At 75.5% G+C, this 25,030-nt stretch carries 23 protein-coding genes; 11 read left to right on the top strand and 12 right to left on the bottom strand.

Going from position 1 to position 25,030, the window contains the following annotated elements; genetic code table 11:
• The first annotated feature begins 10 nt into the window (after positions 1-10).
• The 6 genes from AB0I11_RS19520 to AB0I11_RS19495 all read left to right on the top strand — a co-directional run bounded on the left by AB0I11_RS19520 (position 11) and on the right by AB0I11_RS19495 (position 2,348).
• Positions 11-538 (top strand): low temperature requirement protein A, encoded by a 528-nt coding sequence (locus AB0I11_RS19520; RefSeq protein WP_357321990.1) that lies wholly within the window; start codon positions 11-13, stop codon positions 536-538.
• Between the two features lie 42 nt (positions 539-580).
• Complete coding sequence (locus AB0I11_RS19515) at positions 581-739, top strand: hypothetical protein (RefSeq protein WP_357321987.1); 159 nt, start codon at positions 581-583, stop codon at positions 737-739.
• 327 nt (positions 740-1,066) lie between these two features.
• On the top strand, positions 1,067-1,360 hold the full coding sequence (locus tag AB0I11_RS19510; RefSeq protein WP_357321984.1) for a hypothetical protein: 294 nt from the start codon (positions 1,067-1,069) through the stop codon (positions 1,358-1,360).
• Positions 1,361-1,465: 105 nt separating this feature from the next.
• On the top strand, positions 1,466-1,945 hold the full coding sequence (locus AB0I11_RS19505) for a DUF2975 domain-containing protein (RefSeq protein WP_046563521.1): 480 nt from the start codon (positions 1,466-1,468) through the stop codon (positions 1,943-1,945).
• The gene (locus tag AB0I11_RS19500) at positions 1,945-2,178 is read left to right on the top strand and encodes a helix-turn-helix transcriptional regulator (protein WP_357321981.1); all 234 of its coding nucleotides are present in this window, start codon (positions 1,945-1,947) and stop codon (positions 2,176-2,178) included. The genes AB0I11_RS19505 and AB0I11_RS19500 overlap by 1 nt, the downstream gene beginning before the upstream one ends.
• On the top strand, positions 2,175-2,348 hold the full coding sequence (locus tag AB0I11_RS19495; protein WP_357321978.1) for a hypothetical protein: 174 nt from the start codon (positions 2,175-2,177) through the stop codon (positions 2,346-2,348). The genes AB0I11_RS19500 and AB0I11_RS19495 overlap by 4 nt, the downstream gene beginning before the upstream one ends.
• Positions 2,349-2,357: 9 nt before the next feature.
• On the opposite strand, the gene AB0I11_RS19490 is transcribed toward AB0I11_RS19495, so the two are convergent.
• From AB0I11_RS19490 to AB0I11_RS19440, 11 genes are all read right to left on the bottom strand, one after another.
• The gene (locus AB0I11_RS19490; protein ID WP_357321975.1) at positions 2,358-3,548 is read right to left on the bottom strand and encodes a 2-oxo acid dehydrogenase subunit E2; all 1,191 of its coding nucleotides are present in this window, start codon (positions 3,546-3,548) and stop codon (positions 2,358-2,360) included.
• On the bottom strand, positions 3,541-4,554 hold the full coding sequence (locus tag AB0I11_RS19485) for a transketolase C-terminal domain-containing protein (protein ID WP_357321972.1): 1,014 nt from the start codon (positions 4,552-4,554) through the stop codon (positions 3,541-3,543). The genes AB0I11_RS19490 and AB0I11_RS19485 overlap by 8 nt, the downstream gene beginning before the upstream one ends.
• Positions 4,547-5,491, bottom strand: coding sequence for a thiamine pyrophosphate-dependent dehydrogenase E1 component subunit alpha (locus AB0I11_RS19480; protein ID WP_357321969.1), 945 nt, complete (start codon positions 5,489-5,491; stop codon positions 4,547-4,549). Before AB0I11_RS19480 ends, AB0I11_RS19485 begins: the two co-directional genes overlap by 8 nt.
• Positions 5,488-5,736, bottom strand: a complete 249-nt coding sequence (locus AB0I11_RS19475; protein ID WP_357321966.1) for an acyl carrier protein — start codon at positions 5,734-5,736, stop codon at positions 5,488-5,490. Before AB0I11_RS19475 ends, AB0I11_RS19480 begins: the two co-directional genes overlap by 4 nt.
• The gene (locus tag AB0I11_RS19470; RefSeq protein WP_357321962.1) at positions 5,729-7,615 is read right to left on the bottom strand and encodes an HAD-IIIC family phosphatase; all 1,887 of its coding nucleotides are present in this window, start codon (positions 7,613-7,615) and stop codon (positions 5,729-5,731) included. The genes AB0I11_RS19475 and AB0I11_RS19470 overlap by 8 nt, the downstream gene beginning before the upstream one ends.
• A gap of 63 nt (positions 7,616-7,678) precedes the next feature.
• Positions 7,679-8,782 carry a 3-oxoacyl-[acyl-carrier-protein] synthase III C-terminal domain-containing protein gene (locus tag AB0I11_RS19465; RefSeq protein WP_357321959.1) on the bottom strand — a complete coding sequence of 368 codons (1,104 nt, stop codon included), beginning with the start codon at positions 8,780-8,782 and terminating at the stop codon, positions 7,679-7,681.
• Positions 8,779-10,395, bottom strand: coding sequence for a hypothetical protein (locus tag AB0I11_RS19460; protein ID WP_357321956.1), 1,617 nt, complete (start codon positions 10,393-10,395; stop codon positions 8,779-8,781). Before AB0I11_RS19460 ends, AB0I11_RS19465 begins: the two co-directional genes overlap by 4 nt.
• Positions 10,392-10,622, bottom strand: coding sequence for an acyl carrier protein (locus AB0I11_RS19455; protein ID WP_046563514.1), 231 nt, complete (start codon positions 10,620-10,622; stop codon positions 10,392-10,394). The genes AB0I11_RS19460 and AB0I11_RS19455 overlap by 4 nt, the downstream gene beginning before the upstream one ends.
• Positions 10,619-12,004 carry an MFS transporter gene (locus AB0I11_RS19450; RefSeq protein ID WP_357321951.1) on the bottom strand — a complete coding sequence of 462 codons (1,386 nt, stop codon included), beginning with the start codon at positions 12,002-12,004 and terminating at the stop codon, positions 10,619-10,621. Before AB0I11_RS19450 ends, AB0I11_RS19455 begins: the two co-directional genes overlap by 4 nt.
• An 11-nt stretch (positions 12,005-12,015) precedes the next feature.
• Complete coding sequence (locus AB0I11_RS19445) at positions 12,016-18,693, bottom strand: condensation domain-containing protein (protein WP_357321948.1); 6,678 nt, start codon at positions 18,691-18,693, stop codon at positions 12,016-12,018.
• Complete coding sequence (locus tag AB0I11_RS19440) at positions 18,690-19,478, bottom strand: alpha/beta fold hydrolase (RefSeq protein WP_357321946.1); 789 nt, start codon at positions 19,476-19,478, stop codon at positions 18,690-18,692. Before AB0I11_RS19440 ends, AB0I11_RS19445 begins: the two co-directional genes overlap by 4 nt.
• Before the next feature lie 251 nt (positions 19,479-19,729).
• Here AB0I11_RS19440 and AB0I11_RS19435 point away from each other — a divergent pair, with 251 nt between their 5' ends.
• From AB0I11_RS19435 to AB0I11_RS19415, 5 genes are all read left to right on the top strand, one after another.
• Positions 19,730-20,521, top strand: coding sequence for a class I SAM-dependent methyltransferase (locus AB0I11_RS19435; RefSeq protein WP_357321943.1), 792 nt, complete (start codon positions 19,730-19,732; stop codon positions 20,519-20,521).
• 55 nt (positions 20,522-20,576) lie between these two features.
• Entirely contained in the window at positions 20,577-21,578 is a 1,002-nt protein-coding gene (locus AB0I11_RS19430) for a hypothetical protein (RefSeq protein WP_357321941.1), read from the top strand.
• Complete coding sequence (locus AB0I11_RS19425) at positions 21,575-22,228, top strand: hypothetical protein (protein ID WP_357321938.1); 654 nt, start codon at positions 21,575-21,577, stop codon at positions 22,226-22,228. The genes AB0I11_RS19430 and AB0I11_RS19425 overlap by 4 nt, the downstream gene beginning before the upstream one ends.
• A gap of 16 nt (positions 22,229-22,244) precedes the next feature.
• On the top strand, positions 22,245-23,147 hold the full coding sequence (locus AB0I11_RS19420) for an inositol monophosphatase family protein (protein WP_357321935.1): 903 nt from the start codon (positions 22,245-22,247) through the stop codon (positions 23,145-23,147).
• A gap of 88 nt (positions 23,148-23,235) precedes the next feature.
• On the top strand, positions 23,236-23,994 hold the full coding sequence (locus AB0I11_RS19415; protein ID WP_357321932.1) for an alpha/beta hydrolase: 759 nt from the start codon (positions 23,236-23,238) through the stop codon (positions 23,992-23,994).
• A gap of 592 nt (positions 23,995-24,586) precedes the next feature.
• On the opposite strand, the gene AB0I11_RS19410 is transcribed toward AB0I11_RS19415, so the two are convergent.
• On the bottom strand, positions 24,587-25,030 hold a 444-nt coding region (locus AB0I11_RS19410), incomplete at its 5' end, for a low temperature requirement protein A (protein WP_357321930.1).

Raw genomic sequence — 25,030 nt, 5'->3', positions numbered from 1 at the left:
GGAGACGGTGGTGTCAAGTGGCCTCGTCTACTCCCACCACCCCGCCACGCTCGTGGCAACCACGGCTCTGGCGATCTCGTTCCTGTCAACCGTGCTGATGTGGAAGATCTACTACTATCGCTCTGGCGAGCTGCTGGCCGACGCCGTCGCGATGTCGTCGAACCGGGCGGCCGCCGGTCGCATGGCTGGCGTGGCCCATCTGCTCATGGTGCTCGGCATCATCGCCGCCGCAGCCGGCTCGGAAGTCGTGCTGTCACGTGCCAACGGGCCATCCCATCCGGCCTGGCTCGCGGTCATCCTCGGCGGGCCGGCGCTCTTCCTGATCGGCCGCATCCGGCTGGAGCAGGTCGTCTTCAACCGGATCGCCATCCGCCGGCTCATCGGCATCGCCGCCCTAGTCTTGCTGGCACCGCCGCTGTCCTTCGCCCCACCACTGCTCGCCGCCATCGCCGCTGCCGTCGTCCTACTCGGAGTCGCCCTTGCAGACGCACGACTCCGCGCCGGCCGCCCAACGGAGCCCCCGTCCCCGGCGAAGTAGCAGGGACAGTCCGAATAAGGCCAGGTAGGTCACCGTGTCCACGTGGCAGTAGCCCAAGCACGCCAGAGCGACGGCTCCCATAAGTGGATCCCGTCGAACCCGGACTACGACCAGGAGGTCTGGGACGAGCAGGTCCGCCAGCACAAGCAAGGCCACCTCACGAACGAGCGCCCGAAGGTCCGCGTCCAGCGCCTGGTCTGATGCCAGCAGTACAGCAGCGAAGTACAGCAACCGTGCCAGCCGAACCGAGCCAAGACCCGCCTCACCAGGCCGTTTGACCTCGTACCCAGCCCGATCGGACCGGCTCGCCGAGAGTTCCGCTTCAACTCTTCGGCTTCCACCAAGCAGCGAGGAGCCCCATGACAGCGAGCAGGAACAGGCAACTGCATCCTGCGCAGGCGAGTAGGCCGAGGGGACCGAAGGTGCCGTACTCCACGGGCTGACCCTAGATCACAGCAGGCCGATCGGGTTTCGTGTCCGATCCGTAACCGCGCGCCCGCCCTGTGGCGGGAGGCCATATCTCCCTGGATGGATGCCAGCGCCCTGAGCGACATTGCGGCCGCCCAGCGGCTGATTGACGCAGGCGCGGATCCCCACGATGTGCTGCTGGTCGCACGAGCTGAAGCGTACGAGGCGATCGTCGCCGCAGTTGGCGTCCTTGACGAGGGCGGGGACCCGAACGCGCGCGAGAGCGACCCCGGCTGGCACCTGATCGAGACGGACGCGGAGTGCAACCCGACGGGCCGCGAGATCGGAGCGCTCCATGAATCTCTGGGGGAGACGGACGCGTCCGGCAACGAGGATGCCGACCTGTGGGAGTGACATGTCCTGTGGCATGCCGGCGATGAGGGCTCCGGGCCGTCGCTGGGCCGTCTGGCTTCCGCTGTACCGATTGACAATCGATAGGAAACTAGCGACACTCGGTAGGTGTTCATCGAGCGTCGAGCGGTAGCCCCGCTCAGAATCTTCCTCGTCCTGCTGTTCGGGGTCCTGGTCGTGTTCCAGACCCTCTCGCTGCCCGGCCAGTTCGCGCACATGGCGAAGGAGGACCCGGACATGGCCTACCTGCGCTGGCCGGCGACCGCCGTGTCGGTGTTCTGGGTGCTCTGCGTGCAGGTGGTGATCGTGGCCACCTGGCGGCTGCTCACCATGGTCAAGAACGACCGGATCTTCAGCGACGCCGCCCTGGTCTGGGTCGACGCGATCGTCTGGGCCGTCGCCGCCGCGTGGGTGGTGCTGGTGGGCGTCTTCCTCTACGTCGGGTTCCACGCCCACGACCCGGGGCTGCCACTGCTGCTGTTCCTGCTGGTCGTCGGGGTCGCCGTGCTGGGCCTGCTGATGGTGGTGATGCGGGCGCTGCTGCGCCAGGCCACCACGCTGCGCACCGACATGGAGGCGGTGATCTGATGCCCATCGTCGTCCGCATCGACGTCGAGCTGGCCAAGCGCAAGATGAGCGTCGGCGAGTTCGCCGAGCGGGTCGGGCTCACCCCCGCCAACGTCGCGGTGCTCAAGAACGGTCGGGCCAAGGCCGTCCGGTTCAGCACCCTGGAGGCCATGTGCCGGGTGCTCGACTGCCAACCCGGTGACCTGCTCGAGTGGGTCGACGACGCGCACCACCCCGAGAAGGAGACCCCATGAGGTACGTCCTCGCCGCCGTCGGTCTGCTCGCCGTGGCGCTCGGCGCCGCCGGCTTCGTCTACGGGGAGGCCGACGACTCGCCGGGCCTCCAGTTGCTCAGCGCCGTGCTCATCATCGGGGTGGTCGCTGCCGGCGTCCGCATCGTCCGCCGCGGACGCCGGCAGCGGTAACCCCGGCGCTCACTCCTCGGCGAGCCGGTCCGGCGCCTCCAGGGCCGCCTTCACCGCCTGGAGGAAGGCGACCGCCTCCCGGCCGTTGACCACCCGGTGGTCGTAGCCGGCGCTGATGTTGACGTGCCGGCGGGTGACCAGCTGACCGGCCGGATCGAGAGCCAGCTCGTCCTGGGTGCCGCCGAGCGCCACCACGCAGGTCTGCCCGGGAAAGACGATTGGCCCGGCGAGCACCACGTCCGGGTCGGTGTGCAGCGAGACCACGATGGCGCCGCCGGTCAGCTCGCCGGCCCGGAAGCCCTCCGCGCCGGCCCGGGTGCGGAAGTCCATCAGCGTCTCGGCGAGCTCGGCGCAGGTCAGCTCCTCGACGTCGCGGATCACCGGAATGAACAGCCCGGTGCCGACGTCGATGGTGACCCCGACGTTCGCCGCCTCGGCCAGCCGTACCGTGTTGCCGTCACCGGGGGAGGCGAACAGCAACGGGTGCTCCTCGCGCCGCCCGCCGACCGCCTTGACCAGCAGCTCCGGCAGGCCGACCAGGGTGCGGGTGGCGCGGGTGAGCCGGCGGGCCACCGCCAGCGCGGCGTCCACCCGTACCTTGATCACGGCGAGCGCGGCCGGCACCTCGCGGTGCGACTCGGTGACCACCGCGGCGACCGCCCGCTGCGAGCGGGGCAGCGGGTGCACCGGCCGCGGGTCGTCCGGCTGGGGCGCGTCGCCGGCGGCGAGCGCCGCCGCGGCCACCACCACGGCCGGCTCCGGGGTGGTCGCCCGGTCGGCCAGCAGTCGCTCCACGTCGGTCCGGCGCACCACGGCCCGGCCCAGCGCCCGCAGCTCCGCGTCGGTGACGCCGTGCGCGGCCGCGAGCTCCCGGGCCGAGTCGGTGAGCACCGGCCCGGACGCCTCGTCGCCGGCGGCGGCCGGCGCGGCGGGGGTGGCCCGGGCCAGCCAGCGCTGCCGGGCCTCCTCGTCGTCGAAGACGTGCCCGATGACCTGCCCGGGGGCGCACTCCTGCTGGACCGCGACCAGCCGGTGCAGCACCCCGGTGTGGTCGCAGGCCAGCTCCTCGGCGGCCTTGGAGGTCTCCACCTCGGCGACCGGGTCACCGGCGGCGACCTTCCCGCCGTCGTCGACCAGCCAGTCGGTGAGCACGTACGACGTGTCGTTGTTGTTGAGTTTCGGCACGATCAGGTCACGCACCGGTGACCACCTCCTTCACGGCCCGGTGGATGTCCGCGTCCTGCACCAGCACGGTGCGTTCCAGGTGCGCGGCGGTCGGGATGACCTGGTCGGCGGAGTGCACCAGCCGCACCGGCGCGCGCAGCGCCCCCCACCGCCGGGTGTGCACGGCCTGGGCCAGCTCGGCGCCCCAGGTGCCGCCGGCCGTGCTCTCCTCGGCCACCACCACCCGGCCGGCCCGGGTGACCGCCGGCAGCAGCCCGTCGACGTCCAGCGGCCAGAGCCGGGACGGCACCAGCACCTGGCAGACGATGTCGTCGCGCAGCAGCAGCTCGCGGGCCACCGCGACGGCCCGTACGGCCAGCCCGCCGGGCACCACCAGGACGCAGTCGCACTGCTCGGGGTCGTCCACCCAGACCCGGGCCACGTCGCCGTCGGCGCCGACCAGGTCGTAGCGGAACAGCTCGTCGACCACGCCGTCGGCGTACATCCGGTTGGTGTAGAGGACCTTGTCCTCGAAGAGCAGCCCCGGCCGCCCCGAGTCGAGCAGCCCGGCGAGCACCGCCCGGTTGTCGTGGAACGGCGACACCTCGCACAGGGTGAGCCCGGGGATGCCGACGAAGTGCTTCTGCAGGCTCTGGCTGTGCGTCGGCCCGTAGCCGCGGTTGCCGCCGGTGGGGCAGCGCACCACCAGCCGCATCGGCACCGGACGGCCGTACATGGCGGTGGACTTGCTGGCGAAGTTGAGGATCTGGTCGAAGGCCATCGCCACGAAGTCGCTGAACATGATCTCGACGATGGCCCGCTGCCCGGCCAGCGCCAGCCCGCCGGCCACCCCGACGATGCCGCCCTCGCTCAGCGGGGTGGACAGCACCCGGTCCGGCCAGCGGCTGGACAGCCCCCGGGTCACCTTGAACGCCCCGCCGTACGGGTCAACCAGGTCCTCGCCGAGCAGGTACAGCCCGGGGTCGTCGGCCAGCAGCGCGTGCAGCGCCTGGTTGAGGTTCTCCACCACCCGCTCAGCCACGCCCGGCCTCCTCCCACCGGCTCGCCGGCCGCCCGGCGACCTCCCGGACCACCTCGGCGACCTGCCGCCGTTGCCGCTCGTCGTGCGCGGCGAACTGCTCCGGGTACGCCCGCGCGTAGCGGACGTACCAGTCCTGCGCGCGGGCGTACCCGATCTCCTCCGGGCGGCGGGTGTCGTCGCCCTTGCTGTGCGGCCCGACCCGGTGGGTGCGCAGCTCCACCACCGCGGGCGTGCCCTGCTCGCGGACCCGACGCAGCACCGGGGCCAGCGCGGCCCGCACCGTGTTCGTGTCGGTCGAGGTGACCAGGGTGTGCGCCACGCCGAAGGCGCGGGCCCGGCCGGCGAGGTCGCCGGCGAGCTGGGCGCTGGTCGGGGTGGACTGGGCGATGCCGTTGTGCTCCACCACCAGCAGCAGCGGCAGCCGCCACAGCGCGGCCATGTTCAACCCCTCGTAGACCGCGCCCTCGCCCCAGGTGCCGTCGCCGAGGTGGACCAGCGCCAGGTGTCCCGGCTCGGCCCGCTTGAGGTGCAGCGCCACCCCGGCGGCCACCGGGACGCTCTCGCCCTGCACCCCGGTGGACAGGTAGCGGTCGCGCAGGATGTGCTGGCTGCCGCCGACCCCGGCGCAGACCGCGCCCTGCCGGCCCATCACCTCGGCAAGCAGGCTGTGCGGGTCGGCGAACCGGGCCAGGTAGTGCCCGTGCCCGCGGTGATTGCTGAACACGTGGTCGCCGTCGGCGAGCAGCGGGCGCAGCGCCACCGGGACGTACTCCTGCCCGAGGCAGGTGTGCGTGGTGCCGTGCAGCTCGCCCCGGCCGAACATGTCCAGCAGGGCCAGCTCGAAGTGCCGGATGAGCAGCAGCAGGTCCAGGTCGTCGTCGTCGAGGCGGGACGGGGCCGGCGCCGGCGCCGGCGCGGCGGTCGCGGTGGCGCTCACCGGGGCACCCCGTCGCGTTCGGCGGCGATGAGCGCGACCAGCCCGGCCATGTCGGTCACCGCCAGGTACTCGCGCAGGTCCAGCCGGACGTCGAGGTCGTCCTCGATCACGGTGAGCAGCCGCAGCGCCTCCAGGCTGGTCCAGTTGGCCAGCGCGTCGAAGCGCACCTCGGGCGTGACCTGCCCGGCCGGTACGTCGGCGACCTGCGCGACGAGGTCCGCGACGGTGGCGAACAGCTCAGGCACGGACGTCTCCCTTCTCCTTCAGGGCGATCCACGCCGGCAGCAGCCGGGGCGGCGGGTGCAGCGGCAGCGCGTACCGGGTGGTGCCGTCCTCCTCGGCGGCGACGGTGAACCCGGCGGCCGGCCAGACCGCGCCGCCGGGCTTGTTGCGGGCGGTCGGCCGGAACAGCGCCTCCAACCCGGTGGCGCCCGCGTCCCGGGCCAGCTCGGCCACCCGGTGCAGCACCGCCTGCTCGATCCCGCGGGCGAACACCCGGCAGCTGAGCACGAAGTTCTCCACCACCCAGCGGTCCGGGGCGCCGCGGTCCAGCCACACCCCGCCGACCAGTCCCTCGTCGCCGAACCGGTCGGCCACCTCGACGGTGAGCACCAGGCGGCCCGGGTCCGCGGCCCGCTGGCGGGTCTGCGCCTCGGTGTGCGCCCGGTCGGTCATGGTGAACTGGTTGGTCCGCAGGCCCAGCTGGGCCAGCCGGGGCAGGCTCAGCTCGTCCACCGGGCGCACCACCACCCGCAGCTTCAGCTCGTGCAGGTAGTCCTCGGCTGAGGCGAAGGTGGCGGCGAAGCGCTGCCGGCCGGCGCGGGCCCGGTACAGCGCCGTGCGCTCCCGGTCGGTGGCGCCGGTGGCCAGCACCGTGAAGTGCCCCTCGTCGAGCAGCCGGCGGGAGAACCCGGCGGGATCGCCGGCCAGCTCCACCACCCGTACGGTGGGCAGCTCCCGCCGGACCAGCTCGCACTCGAACGGGCTGTCGTCGGCGAAGACCACGCTCTCCAGCCCCAGGTTCAGCGTGCCGGCGAGCTGGCGCAGGTTGTCGTCCTTGCGGCCCCAGTTCACCGCCTGCGCGACGAAGTCGTCGGCGCGCAGCAGCAGGTCCGGGTGCTGCGCGAACGCCTCGGCCACCACGTCGGGGTCGTTCTTGCTGCACACGGTGAGCAGCACGCCCTGCCGGCGCAGCGCCAGGGCCCGGCGCTGCACGTCCCGGTGGCAGTTGCCCGGGTAGTCGGTGCCGAGGGCGATGCCGGCCAGCCCGTCGTCGCCGAGCACCCCGCCCCAGAGGGTGTTGTCGAGGTCCAGGGCGAGCACCTTCGCGGCCTTGCCGAGCGCCGCGCGGCAGAAGGTGGCCGCCTCGTGGGCGTACCGGCGCTCCACCCCGGGCGTCCAGGCCATGCTGGCGTACCGGTAGAGGCGCTCGTCGCGGACCGGCCCGTCGTGGTCCACCAGCACCGTCTCCAGGTCCAGCGTGTACGCCCCGTCCCGCTCGCCCAGCTCCAGCAGCCGCCCGTTCAGCTCCCGCCAGATCCGGCCCAGCCCGGCCCGGCCGCGGAAGCTGACCAGGCTGCGGTGCTCCACCGGGGACAGCGGCACGGTATGCAGCAGCAGCGCCCCGTCGCTGCGGGCGGTGTGGCCGGCGACGGCCGCGGCCAGCACGTCGGCCCGGTCGAGGAGGGTGTCCCGCAGGCCGGCCAGGTCGCCCGGGTCCCACTCGGCGGGCAGGAACCACCCGTCGTGCAGCAGGCACAGCGTCACGTCGGGGCGGAACCCGGCCAGCGCGGAACGCGGATCGCTGAGGTCGAGCAGGAGCTGGTCGAAGCCGGAGACGTGCAGCTCCGGGGCGATCCCGATGCGCAGCAGCGCCAGCCGCAGCAGCGGCTCGACGGTGCCGGAGGTGAAGGTGCCGGTGACCGCGACCCGCAGCGGGCGCAGCGGGAAGTCCGGGGTGGCCAGCCTCTCCGCCGGCACGTCGGCCAGCAGCCGCCCGGCGGTGGCGAGGGTGGTCACCGGCGCGTCGTCCAGGTGGACCAGCGCGGCCGCCAGCTCCGGGTCGGGGGCCGCGTCCGGGCGGCGCAGCCGACGGATCCGGAGGAGCGCCTCCTCGACTCTCATCGTGTCGTCCTTCCTCCCCGCCGGGCCGGCGGGGCGGTTCGTCGGTCGGGGTCGCGTCGGTGGTCAGACCCGCAGCAGGGTGCAGACCCAGTGCATGCCGCTGCCGGTGCTGGTCAGCGCCACCAGGTCGCCGGCGGTCAGGTCGCCGTGCGCCAGGTGGTGCTCCAGGCCGATGAGCTGGTCGGCGCAGCCGACGTGGCCGTGGTCCAGGGCCAGGTCGACGTTGGTGCGGTCCAGCTCGACGCCGAGGTCCTTGGCCAACTCGGCGAACTGCCGGGCGTTGTCGTGGAAGTGCACGAACCGGCGTATGTCGGCCGGGGTGACGCCGGCCCGGGCGCACGCGGCGGCCACCACCCGCCGGTTGCGGTCCCGGATGGCGGCGACGAACCGGAACATCCGCCGCACGTCCCCGGCGAAGAACTCGTTGAGCCGTTCCGCCGGGTCGCCGACGCGCGGGGTGCCGGCGTCCGGGGTGAACGGGGCGGCCGCGCCGCCGACGGGCATCCGCATGAACCCGGCGTACCGGCCGTCGCTGATCGTCTCGGTGGCCAGCCACCGGCACCGGTCGTGGTCGCGGACCAGCACGGCCGCGGCGGCGCCGTCGGAGAAGACGCTGGTGTTGATCTCCATCCGGTTCCAGTACGGCTCGCAGACCCGGTTGGCGCCGATCAGCAGCGCCGTCCGGTAGCCGGGATGGGTGGCGAACCGGCCGGCCACCGTGTCGAAGCCGGCCACCCCGCCGCCGCACGCCTGGTTGAGCAGCACCGCCTCGGCGTCGTGCGCGCCGAGCCGGGCCTGGGTGTGCGCGGCCGCGTCCCAGTAGAGGTGTTCCACCAGGTCGGGGACGGCCAGCACGACCAGGTCCAGGTCGGCGGCGGCCACCCCGGCCCGGTCCAGCGCGGTGCCGCCGGCCACCACCGCCAGGTCGGTCACCCCGATCCCGTCGGCGGCCCGGTGGAAGGTCCGGTACTCCCAGGAGCGCACCCGGTCCAGGTCGGTCGTGTACCGCGGCGCGGCCACCGCCACGTCGACCGGCTCGCCGAGCACGTGGGCGAGCGCGGCCACCCCGAGCGCGACCGGCGGGGCGTCCGACGCTCCGGCGGGCTGCGCGCGGCCCTCGGCGGTCCGCGGCCCAGCCGGGCCGGCGGCGTGGCGCGGCGCGCTCACCGGACCGCTCCGGCCGGCTCGGCCGCGATTGGGCCGGCCGCGTCGACCCGGACGGCCCGGACCGGCACCGGCGTGCCGGTGAGCCCGTCCAGGGTGGACAGGAACCGCGCGGCGGCGCCGTTGCGTCCGGTGTCGGTCCAGTGGACCCGCACCTCGCCCGCGCCGGCGGCGGCCGCCCGGCCGGCCACCTCGCGCAGCACCGCGGCCTCGACGCCCTTGCCGAGCACCGGGCAGGAGAGCGAGAAGAGGTCCACCGTCCAGCGGTCGGCGTCCGGGCGTACCGCCACCAGGCCGCCGGTGCCGTAGTCGCCGAGCCGGTCGCGGACCTCGACGGCGAGCAGGTCGCCGGCCCGGCCGGCGAGCACGCCGGCCGGCGGGGCCGGGCAGAGCGCGAAGTCGTGCGCCCGGGCCACCAGCTCAGCGACCGGTGGCACGTCGCCGGCGGCGACCGGCCGGTACGCCAGCCGGACGTCCAGGCTGGACACGAAGTCGTCGAGGGACAGGCCGGCCGGCGGGTCCGCCGGCGCGACCGCCGGGGCGCCGGTGGCACCGCCGGCCCAGCGGCGGTCCGGGATCCGGTCGGTCAGCCGGGCGGCCCGCAGGGTGTCCGCCCAGCCCGCCGGATCCGCCCCGAGCCGCAGCGTCGCACCGACCGGGCCGGGGGCGTCCGGCCCGCCGGGGCCGGCGTCCGGCCCGGTCGTGACCAGGACCAGCTGGGCCGGGGCGAGGTCCAGCCCGGCGGCGACCTCGGCGAGCTGCGCCGGCACCGGCCGGTCGTCGGTGACCCAGCCGTCCAGCACAGGCAGCAGTTCCGCGCAGCTCCCCGCCGACCACCAGCCGGGGCCGCCGGCCCGCAGCGCCACCGCCAGCCCGGCGGCCCGCAGCTCGCGCAGGACCGGCAGCGGGGCGGCCGGGTCGGCCAGCGCGTCGCCGTCGAGCACCAGCGCCCGGGGGGCCGCGCCGTACCAGCGACGCAGCAGCCCGGCGGTGGCCGCGCCGAGCGCCGCGAACACCTCCTCGGTGTACGGGATCTTGGCGAACCGGAACAGCGCCGGGTGGTACGCGTGCCGGGCGCCCACCGCCCGGACCGCCTCCTCGGCGTCGACCAGCAGCACCCTCGGGTCGGCGGCCAGCCGGACGCGCAGCCGTTCCCGGGCGGCGGTGGCGGCGGCGGTCACGCCGTCGGCGTCGACGGCGTCGCCGCACCCGCACGGGCGGTCCTCGGGGATCGCCGGCAGCACGTACGCCAGCAGGGCGCCCTGCCGGCGCGCGGCGGCGACCGCCGCGTCGGCGCCGGCCAGCAGCTCCTCGACCCAGCCGGCGCCGGCCGGGCCGGTCGCGCCGGCCTCCTCCAGCCGCTGCGCGACCAGCAGCACGTCGGGGCGGACGGTGGCGGGGAAGCCGTCCCCGGCCAGGCACTGCTGGACCACCTGGTTGAACGGTCCGACGTCGACGGTGGCCGGCAGCCCGGCGTCGTGCAGCGCCAGGCCCAGGTACGGCACCAGCGGGTCCACCGTGTAGCTGGCCAGCAGCCCGATCCGCAGCACCGGCGCCCGGTCCGTGCGGCACACCGCCTGCCAGCGGGACCGCAGCGCGAACAGGTCGCCGCTCATGCCGGCACCGTGCCCTTGGCCCGCAGCACGTCGCGCAGCGCGCCGACGCTGCGCACGTCGCGGATCTCCTCGAAGGCGAAGGAGAGCCCGTAGACCTCCTCCAGGGTGACCACCAGTTGCAGGTGCCGCAGGCTGGTCCAGGTGGGGATGGTCTCCGGCCCGGACTCGTCGGTCACCTCCGCCGGGTCGACCTCCAGCACCCCGGCCACCACCTCGGCGAGCCTCATTTCGCCACCACCGCGCGGTCGTCGGTCAGCTCGTCGGTGCCGTTCGGCGCGGGCAGCGGGGCCGGGCCGGGCTCGGGCTCGTCGTGGTCGGGCAGGTCGACCTCCATCCGGCGGATGCTCGGCGAGAGCCAGCCCGCCGCCGCCACGCCGATGCCGAGCACGCCGACGATGACGAAGATCAGCCCCATCCCGGCGCCCGGCCCGTCGCCGACCAGCCAGCCGAAGAGCGGCACGCCCGGCCCGCCCTCGCGCATCATCGGCTCGAACCAGCGGTCCGCGGCGATGCCGGCCAGCGCGGTGCCGCCCGGGTACGCCAGGTCCTCAATGAACTGCCGGGCCGCGAAGACCCGGCCCTGGGCCGACGGCTCGACCTTCTCCTGCCAGACCGACTGGGCGTACCCGTCGATGAACGGGATGGACAGGTGCAGGAAGAGCAGCGCCACCGACCAGACGATGATCGAGTCACCGACGCCGTAGACGATCCGGCCCAGCACGCTGAACACGAGGATGGCCAGCAGCATCCGGCGGATCTTGTGCCGGGTGTTCGGCAGGAACCCGAGCAGGGCGGCGCCCGCCACGCCGCCGACCGCGCCGATGGTCTGCACCAGGCCGACCGCGTTGGTGCTGCTGTCCGTACGGGCCAGGATCTGCGGCACGAGCAGGGCGAAGCCGACCGCGGCCAGCACGTTGATGGCGAACATGATCGCCTCCAGCCCGGTGAACGCCCGGCTGGCCAGGATGTAGCGGAAGCCGTGCACGGTGTCGGACCAGAAACCGCCGTCGTCGTGCGCGGCCCGGGGCACCGGCGGCAACTGGACCAGCAGCACCGCGCCGATGGCCACCACGTAGGACAGCGCGTCGACCAGCAGGATGACCTTGATGTCGAGGACCCCGAGCAGGGCCGCCGCGAAACCGGGCGCGAAGATCACCGGGATGGTCCGGACCGCGAACATCATGGCGTTGGCCCGCGGGTACTGGCCCTTCTCCATCATCACCGTGATGGTCGCCTGGTACGCCGGCAGCTGGAACGCCAGGAACGCGCCGGTGACCAGGTTGACCAGGTAGAGGTGCCAGACCTGCACCGAGTCGGTGAGGAAGAGCAGCAGTAGCGCGCCGGTGGTGACCGCCGAACCGATGTCGCTGAGCACCACGGTCAGCCGGCGGCTCCACCGGTCGACCAGGGCACCGGCGATCGGGCTGAAGACGACGGTCGCGCCGAACGCGAACGCCATCAGCAGGGTCAGGTCGAAGGCCCGGCCGGTGGCGTCCCACACCCAGATGCTCAGGGCGAAGTTCGTCATCCGGGTGCCCAGCGCCGACAGCAGCTGGCCGAACCAGATCGTGGTGAACCCGGCGAACCGGGACGGGCGTCGGAACGCCATGGGAAGTCCTCCTACTGACGTGGCGGTTGCCCGTGGTCCCCGACCAGGCGCAGCAGGCTGGTCCGGATGCCGTCGAGCAGGTCATCTGCGGTTTCCGGCCGGAAGGCCGGGGTGGCGTAGCTGAGGTCGAGGCGCAGCCCGTCGCCGGTGAGCGCGCCGGTGACGTCGAACGGGAACGGCCAGTGGCCGTCCGGGTCCTCGGTCGGCCCGAACGGGGCCGGGCAGACGTCGAGGAGCTGGCTGCCGGGGGAGACGTCGTCGAAGCCGAAGCCGCCCATGTAGTTGACCGCGATCGCCGGGGGCCGGATCGCCGCGAGCTGCCGGCGTACCGGCTCGTCGGGGCAGAGGTGCCGCAGCAGCCCGTACCCGATGCCGTTGTCCGGCACCCGGCCGAGCTGGCGGATCACCGCGCGCAGCGAGCGGGTCGCCGGGCCGGCGGCGGGCAGCTCCAGCCGAAGCGGGTAGAGCACCTGGAACCAGCCGGCGGTGCGGGTGGTGTCGACGTCGTCGAAGAGCGGCTCCCGGCCGTGGCCGGTGGTGGCCACGGTGACCGGGCCGCCGGTGCGCGCCGCCACGGTGCTCGCCGCCGCCCACACCAGCAGGTCCCGCACCCCGGTGCGCAACCGTCGGGCGGCGGCGTGCAGCCCACGGGTGGCCGCCGCGTCGAGGGTGACCGAGGCCAGCCCCAGATCCCCGAGTCGGTACGGACCGTCGTCCGGGACGTCGGCGAGCCGGGCCAGCCCGCCGTCCCCGGTCTGGGCCAGCCAGAACGGCAGCTGCTCGCGCAGCCGCGCCGAGCCGGCGTACCCGGCCAGCCGTTCCGCCCAGGCCCGGTAGGAGGTGGTCTTGGCCGGCAGCACCGGCGCCTCGCCCCGCTCGAGCTGGCCGCAGAGGGCCTCCAGGTCGGCCAGGAGCAGCCCCCGGGAGACCGCGTCGACGACCAGGTGGTGGGCCACGATCAGCAGCCGGTCGGGAAGCTCCGGGCCGAGCCGCAGGTGCGCCACCCGGGCCAGCGGACCGGCGGTCAGGTCCAGCCCGGTCTGCTCGGCGGCGCACCGGGCCTCGGCCGCCGCCTCCCGTTCGGCCACCGGCAGGCCGGTGAGGTCGTGGCTGGTGAACGGCACCGCGTCGGCGGGGTCGGCGTGGTGCTGCCGCCAGCTCCCGTCGGGCCGGCGGGTCAGCCGCAGCCGCAGCGCGTCGTGCTGGGCCACCAGCCGGCGGACCGCCGCGCGGAGCAGGTCGGCGGGGAGCGGGCGGGCCAGCCGCAGGTAGTAGGGATGGTTGAACAGCGCCGGCCGGCCCATGGTGGGCGCGATCAGGTCGGTGAACCAGCGCTGCGCCCCGGTCAGCGGCGCCTCGCCGGTCACCTCGCCCTGCTCGGCGTCGACGGCGGTGGCCGCGCCGAGGCTCGCGGCCAGCTCGGCGACCGTCGGATGCCGCACGAGCTGACGCGGGGTGACGGTGATGCCGGCCTCGGCGCACCGGGCCACCAGCTGCATGGCCAGCAGCGAGTCGCCCCCGGCGGCGAAGAAGTCGTCGTGGATGCCCAGCCCGCCGGTGCGCAGCAGGTCGGACCAGATCGCCACGAGCTGCCGTTCCCGCTCGGTGCGCGGCGCGGCGGCGGCCCGCTCGGCGCGCCGCCGGTAGCCGTCGGCCACCGCGGCCCGGATCGCGCCGGCGTCGGCCAGCTCGACGGCCACCTCGGCGAGCAGGCCCGGGTCGACCGGTGCGGCGTCGCCGGCCGGCGCGTCACCGGCCGGGCGGTCCAGCAGCCAGAGCCCGCGCAGCACGGCCGCCGGCCCGTCCTGCGGGTCGAACGGCACCGCGAGCGGGTCCGCCGGGCCCGGCTCGGTCGCCGGGTGCAGCAGCAGGGTGCCCGGCGCGGCGGCCGGCGCCGGGTCGACGCCGACCAGCCCGGCGGCGACCAGGGCGGCCAGCTCGGGGGCCTGCGGCGCGGTGGTGAGCAGGACCCGGCGCCCGGCTCGGGCCTGCGCCGCGAGCACGGCGGCCAGCTCCGCCTGCCGCCGCGCCGGCCCGGCCGGTACGACCAGCCGGTCGACCGCCGGGTGCCGCAGCGTCCGCCGCACCAGCAGGGTGCCGAGCACCGCGGACAGCTCCGGCGAGCACCCGTCGGCCCGGTCCGGCGCCGGCACTCGGTAGTGGTGTGCCCAGGCCGGCACCGCGACCACGTCCACCCCGGACGCCGGGCGGCTCGCCCGCAGCCCGGCGGTGAGCTCGGCGAGCACACCGGCCCACGGGGCAGCGGCGAACCGGGGTGTGGCCGGGCAGACCAGCACCGTCAGCGGGGCCGCCGACCAGCCCCGGTAGGCGGCCAGGGCGGACGCCAGCTCGGCCCGGTAGGCGCGCAGCGCGAGCACCGCCGCGCCCAGCGGCCCGGCGGGGATCCGGTCCTCCCAGCGCAGCAGCAGCGCGTTGCGGTCGGTGGCGGCGGCGGCCAGGCCGGCGGCCGGGTCGCGCAGCAGCCGCAGCAGCGCCCCGGCGGGCAACGGCCGCACGGCGTACGGCACGCCGAGCAGCTCAGACCAGAACCGTACGGTCGGGGCCAGCTCGGGCGCCTCGACCGTGCCGCCCACCACCAGCCGGGGCGCCGGGCGAGTGGCCGGCCGGGCCGGTGCGGCGGTGGCCGGGCCGGCGATCGGGGCGTCGGGGCGGCGCAGCCCCTCGTCGAGCACCCGGCCGAGCGCGCCGAGCAGCCGGGCCATCCGTTCCGGCGTGAACAGGTCGGCGCTGTACGCCAGGTCGGCGTGCAGCTCCCCGTCCTGCCAGGTGAGGCTGAGGAACAGGTCGAAGTCGACGCCGACGCTCGGCACGTCCACCGGGGCGGCGGCCAGGCCGGCGAACTCGGGCAGCTCGTCCGCGCCGTCGATGACGTTGAGCACGCACTGGAACAGCGGGTGGTACGCGGTCTGCCGGGGCAGCCGCAGCGCCTCCACCACGGTGGCGAAGGGCACCCCCTGATGCCGGTACGCCTCCCGCGCGCTGCGGTACGCCCGCCCGACGAGCTGCCGGAAGGTGGGCCGGCCGGCCACGTCGACCCGCAGCGGCAGCAGGTCGGCGAAGCAGCCGACCAGGCCGGCCAGCTCGGCCCGGTCCCGGCCGGCGGTGGGTACCCCGAGCACCAGGTCCGGCTGGCCGCTCTCGGCGTGCAGCAGCGCGGCGAAGCCGGCCAGCAGCACGGCGAACGGGGTGACCCCCTCGGCGCGGGCCAGCTCGCGGACCGCCGCGCCGACCCCGGCGGGCAGCCGCTGCGACCGGTAACCGGCCACGTCGGAGCGTTCCTCGGGTCGGGGATGGTCGGTGGGCAGCGCCAGCAGTGGCGGCGCGTCGCGCAGCCGCTCCCGCCAGTACGCCAGGTGCGGCTCGACGGCCGCCGAGGCCAGCCAGTCGCGCTGGTGCCGGGCGTAGTCGGCGAACTGCACGGGCAGCGGCGGCAGCTCGCCACCGGTGCCGGTGCGGTGCCGGCCGTACCGGGCGGCGAGGTCGGCCAGCACGATGCTCCACGAGGTGTTGTCGCAGACGATGTGGTGCATGCCGAGCAGCAGTTGGTGCCGCTGCGGGGCGAGCCGGACCAGCCGGGCGAGCAGCAGCGGGCCGGCGGCCAGGTCGTAGCGGTGGGCGGCGTGGGCGGTGACCGCCCGCCGCAGCGCCCGGGCCTGCCGGGCGTCGGGCAGCGCGGTCAGGTCGAGGGGTTCCTGCCAGGGGTCGAGGTGCCCGTGCACCACCGGCTCCGGCTCGCCGCCCCGGTCCCGGAAGGTGGTCCGCAGCACCTCGTGCCGGGCGACCACGTCGGCCAGGGCCCGGCGCAGCGCGTCGGCGTCGAGGTCGCCGCGCAGCTCGACGGCGGCGGTGGTGTTGTGCCGGACCACGTCGTCGCCGAGCTGGTCGAGGGCCCAGAGCCGGACCTGCGCCGAGGACGCCACGGCGGGCGTGCCGGGCGCCGCCGCCGTGATCGGCGCGTGGCCGGCGGGCTGCGCCGCGTCGCCGTCGAGCACGCTGGCAAGCTGGGCCACCGTCGGGTGGGTGAAGAGGGTGTAGAGCGACACCTCCCGGCCGAACTCGGCCTGCACCTGGGACAGCAGGTGGGTGGCGAGCAGCGAGTGTCCACCCAGGGCGAAGAAGTCGCTGGTGACGCCGACCTGTTCGGCCCCGAGGGCGGCCGCCCAGAGTCCGGCCAGCCGCCGCTCGGTGGGGGTGCGCGGGGCGACCAGCTCGGCGCCGGCCGGCTCGGGGGCGGCGGCCGGCCGGCACCGCTCGGCCACCGCGGCCGGGCTGTCCAGTTCGGTCGCCAGGTACGCCGCCCGCTCCGCCCCGATCGGGGTGACCAGGCCGTCAGCCGCCGCCCGGCCGGCACCCGGACCGTCGAGGCCCGGCCCGCCCGGCCCGCCGGCCGCCGGAGCGCCGGCGGTGGCCGTGGGCAGCGGCGGGTCCAGCGCCCAGACGTGGGCCAGATACGGCCGCAGCTCGTCCCACCCCGCCGGCACGGTCAACGCGAGCAGCCCCGGGTACGCCGCGCGCAGCCCGGCGACGGTGGCCGGGTCCGCGTCGAGCACCACGGCGCGGGCCGGGTCGGCGTCGGCGAGGGCGGCGGCGTACCCGCCGGGCGGACAGGCCCGCACCTCGTGCCCGGTCAGCGCCCCGGCGATCCGGTCCACCGGCAGCCGGGCGGCGTCGGCCAGCACCAGCCGGCGCGGCTGGCCGGCGGCCCGGCGCAGCTCACGCACCACCACCGTGCCGAGCGCGGCGAAGTACTCGGCGGTGTACGGCACGTGGCCCAGCTCGTCGGCGCGGACGTCGCACACCTCGCCGACCGGGTACCGGCCGGCCTGGTCGGCGGCCCAGACGGCGCGCACGCCGGGGGTGCCCGCGGCCAGCGCCGACAGCCGGTCGTCGAGGCGGCCGGACAGCGCCCGGGCCCGCGCGTCGGCGAACGCCGGCGAGGCCGGGCAGACCACCAGCAGCAGCGGCGCCGCGGTGCGCGCCCGGTACGCCCGCACGGCCCCGGTCAGGTCGTCCATGGCCGCGTCGAGCGCCGCCTCGTCGGACCCGTCCTGCCGGCGCAGCCAGTCCTCCCAGCGCAGCAGGCCGACCGTGGCGGCCGCGGCCGGCCCGGCGAGCAGGTGCGCCACCAACTGGCCGTAGCCGACCAGCTCGACGTCGGCGGGGGCGCGCAGGAAGTCCAGCCAGAAACGCACCGGGTCGCGCAGCGGGTCGACGGTGAAGGTGGCGGCCAGCGCGATCCGGTGCCGGCGCAGCCCGGGCAGCTCGGACAGCGGCCGGTCCGGGGCGGCGGCCATCGCGGCCAGCAGCTCGGGCAGCCGACCGACCGTGCCGGCCACCGTCTCGTCCAGGTACAGGTCGGCGTTGAAGTCGACCGCGCCGTCGATCCGTTCGGCGTGCCGGGTGAGGCTGACGAACAGGTCGAAGTCGGTGAGCCCGTTCTCCGCCGGGTACGGGGTGAAGACCGCGCCCGCCGCCCGCCGGTCGGCCGCGTCGCCGTCGGTCATCGTCGCCATCACCTGGAACAGCGGGTTGACGCTCGGGTCCCGGGCCGGCCGGACCTCCTCCACCACCCGCGCGTACGGCGCCTCCTGGTGGGCGTACGCCTCGCTGACCGTGCCGTGCACCCGGCGCACCAGGTCCCGCACCGTGGGGTCGCCGGTGGCGTCGACCCGCAGCACCAGCATGTTGGCGAAGCAGCCGATCAGCGCCTCCAACTCGGTGCCGGAGCGACCGGCCGCCGGCATGCCGAGCAGCAGGTCGTCCTGGCCGGTGGCCTGGCGCAGCAGGGCGGCCAGCCCGGCCAGGGCGACCGCGTTGACGGTCGCGCCGGCCCGGCGGGCCAGCCCGTCGAGGGCCGCGACGGTCGGGCCGTCCACGGTGAACGGCAGGCTGCGCCCCCGGTGGGTCTGCACCGGTGGGCGGGGACGGTCCGGCGGCAGCGTCGAGCGGGCCGGGGCGTCGGCCAGCCGCTCCCGCCAGTGCGCCAGGTGGGCGGCGAGCGCGGCCTCCCCGTCCGGCCGCCGCCGCGCGGCCACGTGGTCGACGAACCGCACCGGCAGCGCCGGCACCCGGGCCGGTTCGGCACCGGCGAACTCCCCGTACCAGCGGACCAGTTCGTCCCGGAACAGCCCGGCCGACCAGGCGTCGAAGACGATGTGGTGGACGGTGACCAGCAGCAGGTGCTCGTCGTCGGCGAGGGCGAGCAGCCGGACCGCGAGCAGCGGGCCGGCGGTCAGGTCGAAGCGGACGGCGGCGTGCGCCACGGTCTCCCGTCCGGCCGCCGCCCGGCGGTCCGGATCGGGCAGCGCGCGCAGGTCCACCACCGGCAGCGGCACCTCCAGGGCGTCCCGGACCCGCTGGGTGACCGTCCCGTCGGCCTCGGTGAAGACCACCCGCAGCGCGTCGTGCCGGGCCACCACCGCGTTGACCGCCCGGTGCAGCGCCGGCACGTCCAGCCGGCCGGTGATCCGCTCGGCGAACGGCACGTTGTAGACCGGCGTGCCGGGGTCCAGCCGGTCGAGGAACCACAGCTGCTCCTGGGTGGCCGACAGCGGCCGGGGCGCCCCCGGGTCGGCGCGGCGCCCGCGTGCCCGCCGCAGCCGCAGGGCCAGCAGCTCCCGCTGCTCCGGCGTGAGGTCGGCGAGGTCCGGATGCAGGTTCTGGGTCATGGGGTGGCCCCTTCGGCGTACGCGTGGGCGGCCCGGTCGGGCGCGGGCCCGCCGGCCAGCAGGCGGTGCAGCGGGGGAGGGGAGTCGTGCAGGTAGAGGTGACCGCCGGGGACGACCGTGTGGGTGAAGCCGGCTCTGGTGCAGGCGGCCCAGCCGGCCACCGCAGCCGGCGCGACGAGCGGGTCGTCGGCCGCCGCGACGGCGTCCACCGGCAGCGGCAGCGCCGGCACCCGCGCCGGCCGGTAGCCGGCGACCACCGCCAGGTCGGCCCGGACGGTGGGCAGGATCAGCGCGAGCAGGGCGGGGTCGGCGAGCAGTTCGTCGGGCACCCCGCCCAGCTCCCGCAGCCAGGCGGTGAGCCCGGCGTCGTCGCGGGTGTGCGCCGCGCCGGCCCGGGCCGAGCGGTGCGGCGGCAGCGCCGCGGACACCACCAGCCGCTCCGGCGCCGGGCCGCCCCGGTCGACCAGCCGGCGGGTCACCTCGTAGCCGATCAGGGCGCCCATGCTGTGCCCGAAGATCGCGTACGGTGGCCGGATCCGGTCGACGATCGCCGCCACCAGCGGCGCGGCCAGGGCGTCCATGGTGGTCACCGGCGGTTCGGCGAGCCGGCGCTCGCGGCCGGGCAGCTGCGCGGTCCACAGCTCCACGTCCGGGCCGAGCCGGGCCGCCCACGGCCGGAACGCGCCGCCGCCCGCCCCCGCGTACGGCAGGCAGACCAGGCGCAGCCGGGCGCTCGGGCGGGCCGCCGCGCAGCTGAGCCAGGCGGCGTCGATGGTCGGTGGCATGGGTACCCCGTTCCTGCTCCGACGGCGACGAGGCGTGGTGTCGCCGACGCCGCAGACGCTAGGAACGGCCCGTGACGGCGGTCTTAGCGCCGGATGAGGGTTGGCTGCGGTGCGGCTTCGGCCCGGCTGCGGGCGGGCGGCCGGGAGCCGACACCGTCGCCGGATGCCACCGGGACACCGGGGACGGTGCGAGGCTGGACGCCGGGCGCGGCCGCCGTGCCGCCGCCGGCGACCAGCGCAGGGGAGGTGCCATGGCCGAGCCGCCGACCGGGGTGCCGTCGGGCAGCGCGCAGGCCCACGGCCGCCGCGCCAACCGGCGCAGCTATCACGACGGCGCGCAGGTCAACGGGTACGTCGACGACCCGTACCACCGGGTCCGCCGGGCGGTCGCGGCCCGGCTGGTGCGCGCCGGGGTGCGCGGCGGCGGACCGGTGCTGGAGCTGGGCTGCGGCCCGCGCGGCATGCTGGACCCGGCGCGGCTGCCCGGCCCGCTGGTGCTGGCCGACATGGCGGAGACCGCGCTCGGCGCGGCCCGGCGGGCCGCCGCCGGGCGGGCGCTGCCGGTCTGCCTGGACGCCACCCGGGGCCTGCCGTTCCGCGCGGGCAGCTTCGCCGGGCTGCTCACCGGCGAGCTGATCGAGCACGTCTACGACCCGGTGGCCCTGCTCCGCGAGTGCCACCGGGTGCTCGTCCCGGGCGGGCTGCTCGTGCTCACCACCCCCAACCTGGCGACCGTCCAGGACCGACTGGCCTTCCTGGCCGGCCGCGCGCCGCGCCAGGTGGACCCGCTGCACCCGTATCTGTGGCTGCACATCCGCCCGTTCACCGCGTCGCTGCTACGCCGGGTGCTGCGCCGGGTCGGCTTCGAGCCGGTGGCTCTCCGCTCCAACCACGTCGGCTGGCGGCTGCCCGGCGGGCGCTGGGTCACCTCCCGGCTGCTGGCCCGGGTCGCGCCCGGGCTCGGCGGGTCGCTGATCTGCGCGGCCCGCCGGCTGCCCGGGCCGCCGTCACCGGCCGTGCCGCAGCGACCGAACAGCGCGTGATGGTGATATTGACATAGGGCTATCATGGGGGTTCCGTCGTCGACCGGGGGATGTCATGGCGCGCCTGTTCACCTGGGTCGTCAACAATCTCGACGCGTTCATCGGTCTGCTCCTCGCCCTGACCGTCGCGGTCCTCGGGCTGACCAGCACGGTCAGCCAGGAGGTGGTGAACAGCGCGATCCTGCTGATCCTCGCCCTGCTCGCCCAGGCCCTGCTGCGCGACCGGCTGCGCCGGGAGACCGCCGAGCACCAGCTCCGGCAGGTGGTCCGGGACACCCGGGACCGGCTCACCGACCTGGTGCCCCAGATGCGGGAGATCACCGGGCCGGAGGGGGCGCTGAACCGGGCCCGGGAGGCGATCGACAGCGTCTCCATGGTCCGGGTGCTGCACGGCAGCGAGGTCGGGCAGGCGCTGGCCGAGGCGCGCCGGCACACCGACCGCTGGACGTTCAAGGGCGGCACCGGCACCTACACCCGGGCCGTCACCCTCCCCGAGTGCCTGGAGCACGCCCGCCGGCGCAACGCCACCCTGCACGTCGCCATCGAGATCATCGACCCGACCGACGAGGAGGTCTGCGAGCGGTACGCGCGGTTCCGGCGCAGCCTCGCCCCGGACGCGCCGGGGGAGCGGTGGACCGTCGACCGCACCCGCAAGGAGTCGTACGCCACCGTGCTGGCCGCTTGCTGGCACCTGCAACGCTCCGGGCTGCTCACCATCGACGTGCGGCTCTCCGCGCAGATGACCACCTTCCGCTACGACCTCTCGTCGAGCTGCGTCATCATCACCCAGGAGAACCCGCAGACCCCGGCGCTGCGGATCGACCGCAAGGAGCTCTACTACAACCGGTTCAACATCGACCTCCAGTACAGCCGCGAGCAGAGCAGACGGGTGCCGATCGAGGCGGCCGCGTCGGTCAAACTCGACGACGAGCCCTCGGTGGAGCAGGTCCGCCGCCTGTTCACCGCGCTCGGGCTGCCGCTGCCCCGGTCCTTCGGCGACCGCGAGGTCGCCGACATCGTGGGCCGGGCCATCCAGGCGAGGAACCCCTACACATGATGAGTTACGCCGACCTCGAACGGGAGATCGACCGGGGCACCCGACCGGAGCTGCTGCGCGGCTGGGTGCTGGACGTCCTCGACGATGTCGGGGCGGGGCGGCGGCCGCTACGGGCCGTACGCCACCCGCTCGGCTTCACCTGCCTGCCGGTGGACCGCTCCGGCCCGGACGGCATCTGCGTGCACGCCTGGCCGGCCGACCCGTCGCCGGTGCGCCCGACCACCTCCACGATGCACTCGCACAGCTGGGACCTGCTCAGCCACGTGCTGCACGGCCGGGTCCGCAACGAACTGATCGAGGTGACCGACACCCGCGCCGACCCGGCGTGGCGGGTGTACGAGGTGCACAGCCAGGGCGACGTCGACGAGATGGCGGCCACCGACCGGCTGGTCACCGCGGTGACCGCCACCGTGGAGAGCCACTCGGCCGGCGACTCGTACGCGCTGCGCGCCGGCGGGTTCCACACCTCTGAGGTGGAGCCCGGGCAGCCGGCGGTGACCGTGGCGCTGGGCCGGACCACCCCCGGCGTGCGGGACCTGAGCCTCGGCGCGGTGGACGGGCGCAGCCACCGGATTCGCCGGGACCGCTGCGACCCGGCGGAGACGGCCCGGGTGGCCCGGGAGATATCCCGACTGTTGGCACGGGGCTGACCGGCTTGGAGGAGCCATGGACGTGGAGCCGAGCAGAGGCGGACCCGACCTGCGCGAGGCGCACCGGTTCGCGGTGGCGGCGGCCCGGGACGCCGGGCGGCTGCTCCGCCGGGGCACCCGGGGCGACCTGCACGCCCGGGCCAAGAACGACTCCGGTGACCTGGTCACCGACCTGGACCTGGCGGCCGAACGGCTGATCGTGGAGCGGATCCGGGCCCGCTGGCCCGGGCACGGGGTGATCGCCGAGGAGGGCGGCCAGTACGCCGCCGACGAGTCCTGGGCCTGGCTGGTGGACCCGCTCGACGGCACCAACAACCTTGCGATCGGGCTGCCCGCGTACGTGGTGGGCATCGCCCTGTGCGAGCAGGGCTCGCCGGTGCTCGGCGTGGTGCACGACCCGGTCGCCGGCCGCACCTGGTCGGCGCTGCGCGGCCAGGGCGCCTTCGTGCACGCCGGTGGCGGCGCCGGCCGGCCGCTGCACGCGCCGCGCCGGCCGGTGCCGGCCGCGCCGGTGCTGGCCTGGACCCAGGGCCACGAGGTACGCCGCGACGACAGCACGGCCCGCGCCCTGAAGGTGGTGCTCGACTCCACCGCGCGGCGGGTGCTGCAACTGTGGGCGCCGCTGCTGTCCTGGGTGATGCTGGCCCGCGGCGACATCGACGGCATCGTCGGCTACCGCCCGGAGGCGGTCGACCTGCCGGCCGGCCTGCTGCTGGCCACCGAGGCCGGGATGGCGGTCCGGGCCCTCGACGGCGGCTGTTTCGACGACCGGTACGGCTGCCCGGCCGACCGGCGCAGCTTCGTGGCCGGCCCGCCGGAGACCATCGACCGGCTGGTGAAGCTGGTCACCGCGGCCCAGTGGATCGAGCCGGAGGTACGCCGGCTCACCCCGATCAGCCTCAGCTCGGTCGGCTGGTGAGCCGCGCCGGCAGGCGGCCACCGCCGCGGTGCCGCGACAGCCGTACCTGGCAGCGTCGTCCGTCATGACGGCCTGCCGCGAATCCGCGATGCGTTACGAAGCCGATGACGGCCGGGACCTGCCGCTGCTGCTCTTCGAGCCGGGCGACGGGGCGCGGCCCCGCGCCGGGATCGTCCTGTTCCACGGCGGTGCGTTGCGCGCGGGATCGGCCGACGGGCTCGCCCCGCACTGCCGGAAACTCGCGTCGCGCGGGATCTTCGCGGTGTCCGCCGGGTACCGGCTGCTCGATCAGGGCGCGGTCAGCATCGACGACTGCGTCGCCGACGTTCGACGCGCGGTCGAACAGGTCCGGCAGTTGGCCGCGCTGCGTGGCCTGGCGGCACCGCAGCTGGCCTCGGGCGGCAGCTCGGCCGGGGCGCATCTCGCCCTGGTTGCCGCGATGACCGTCCCGCACGGGCCCGCCCCGGCACCGGAAGCCGGCGTCGCAGCCGTCGTCGCCCTCAATCCCGCGGGACTGGACCTGGGCGCGTTGGACCCGGCGGCGCGGCGCCACCTCGCCCAGCAGGTCGGCGTCGCCGCAGGCAGGCTGACCGACTACTCGCTGATCCGGTACGTCCGGCCGGGACATCCGCCCATGCTGATTCAGCACGGCACCCGCGACGCGATCGAGCCGATCGACCGGGTGCGGCGGTTCCGGGACGCGATGGTGCGCTCCGGCAACGAGTGCCGGCTACGCGAGTACGCCCGGGCCGGGCACGGATTCCACTACCCCGGCAACGGCGCGTACTTCAACGACGTCATCGACACCACCGCGCGGTTCCTCCTCGACCGGATCACGGCGATGTGACCGGCGGTGGAAGGCCGTAACTGCCAGTCGGGTCGCCACCGGCGCGCACATTCCAGCGGCCTCGGGACGGTCCTCTGCCCTGGAATCTGCTGACTCAGCTCGTGGCGGGGCGCGCGACGACCGCGATTGCGGCCGCGTCGAGCTGTCGGTACCGGGCCCTCCGCGTTATTCCCACCCCGCCCACGTCCCGACCACAGCGACTCGGCGGCGTGCCGGACCGCGGCGTCGATGACCACCCTGGACAGCAGATCGACCATGAGGGCGGCGTCGACGTGGAAGAGTTGCCCGGCCCACGGGTTGGCGGCCGGCGCCGGGACCGAGGTCATCCCGCGTCGGGGCGGGATGGCCGGCGCACGGGCTGCGCTATCCAAGTCGGTGGCGAGGTTGGCGGCCGGCCGCCTGCGGCGCCTGCGCGGGCGCCGAGGCCACATCGGACGCCATCGACGGGACGTGCTCCGCTCGGGGTTCCCTGATCCAGCGCATCGGCACCACCACCTCAGCCCCAGGGCCCCGGCACAGTCGTGCTGGCGGACAGGCGGTGGCCGGCCGGGATTCTGTGTGGATCGGACCGGGGGTAGCTGCCCGCGACCTGTCAGGATGGTGCTCCTGGTGGCGACGGTGGTTCGGCTGGATGTGCTCGAGCGCGAGTGGCGTCGGAGATGGCGACCCCGACGAGGACTGTGGTGGCGGCGAGGGCGACCAGCAGCGGCGGCAGGAGGAGCATCGCCGGTGTCAGGGCGGCCAGCACGACCAGGCCGATCGGCCGATCCCGGGATACGCGGGCGAAGACTGCGTACTCGAAGCCGGCACGCCCGGCGAGGAAGAGTGCGGGTCCGCCGAGGATGACGGCGATCCAGGCCGGTTGCGTATGTCCGAGCGGGTGGGTGATGACGAGTTCGTCGCCGACGGCGGTGACGACGATGCCGGCCACCATGACCAGGTGGGCGTATGACGTCGATCCGGCAAGGCGGGCCGCGTCGGGGGCCGTTTTGATGGCTGCGGCCGCCAGTTCCCCGGCGCGGTAGATGTAGATCCG

This window comes from Micromonospora sp. NPDC050495 (genome assembly GCF_040655175.1).
GTDB lineage: Bacteria > Actinomycetota > Actinomycetes > Mycobacteriales > Micromonosporaceae > Micromonospora.
This window is presented reverse-complemented; position numbering and strand designations above follow the sequence as displayed.

Bases quoted from the DNA above. Each gene is read 5' to 3' on its own strand.
- AB0I11_RS19435 (WP_357321943.1), top strand. From the start codon at position 19,730: ATGGCCGAGCCGCCGACCGGGGTGCCGTCGGGCAGCGCGCAGGCCCAC.
- AB0I11_RS19460 (WP_357321956.1), bottom strand. From the start codon at position 10,395: ATGAGCGGCGACCTGTTCGCGCTGCGGTCCCGCTGGCAGGCGGTGTGC.
- AB0I11_RS19455 (WP_046563514.1), bottom strand. From the start codon at position 10,622: ATGAGGCTCGCCGAGGTGGTGGCCGGGGTGCTGGAGGTCGACCCGGCG.
- AB0I11_RS19500 (WP_357321981.1), top strand. From the start codon at position 1,945: ATGCCCATCGTCGTCCGCATCGACGTCGAGCTGGCCAAGCGCAAGATG.
- AB0I11_RS19440 (WP_357321946.1), bottom strand. From the start codon at position 19,478: ATGCCACCGACCATCGACGCCGCCTGGCTCAGCTGCGCGGCGGCCCGC.
- AB0I11_RS19470 (WP_357321962.1), bottom strand. From the start codon at position 7,615: ATGAGAGTCGAGGAGGCGCTCCTCCGGATCCGTCGGCTGCGCCGCCCG.
- AB0I11_RS19510 (WP_357321984.1), top strand. From the start codon at position 1,067: ATGGATGCCAGCGCCCTGAGCGACATTGCGGCCGCCCAGCGGCTGATT.
- AB0I11_RS19420 (WP_357321935.1), top strand. From the start codon at position 22,245: ATGGACGTGGAGCCGAGCAGAGGCGGACCCGACCTGCGCGAGGCGCAC.
- AB0I11_RS19450 (WP_357321951.1), bottom strand. From the start codon at position 12,004: ATGGCGTTCCGACGCCCGTCCCGGTTCGCCGGGTTCACCACGATCTGG.
- AB0I11_RS19430 (WP_357321941.1), top strand. From the start codon at position 20,577: ATGGCGCGCCTGTTCACCTGGGTCGTCAACAATCTCGACGCGTTCATC.
- AB0I11_RS19445 (WP_357321948.1), bottom strand. From the start codon at position 18,693: ATGACCCAGAACCTGCATCCGGACCTCGCCGACCTCACGCCGGAGCAG.
- AB0I11_RS19415 (WP_357321932.1), top strand. From the start codon at position 23,236: ATGCGTTACGAAGCCGATGACGGCCGGGACCTGCCGCTGCTGCTCTTC.
- AB0I11_RS19425 (WP_357321938.1), top strand. From the start codon at position 21,575: ATGATGAGTTACGCCGACCTCGAACGGGAGATCGACCGGGGCACCCGA.
- AB0I11_RS19495 (WP_357321978.1), top strand. From the start codon at position 2,175: ATGAGGTACGTCCTCGCCGCCGTCGGTCTGCTCGCCGTGGCGCTCGGC.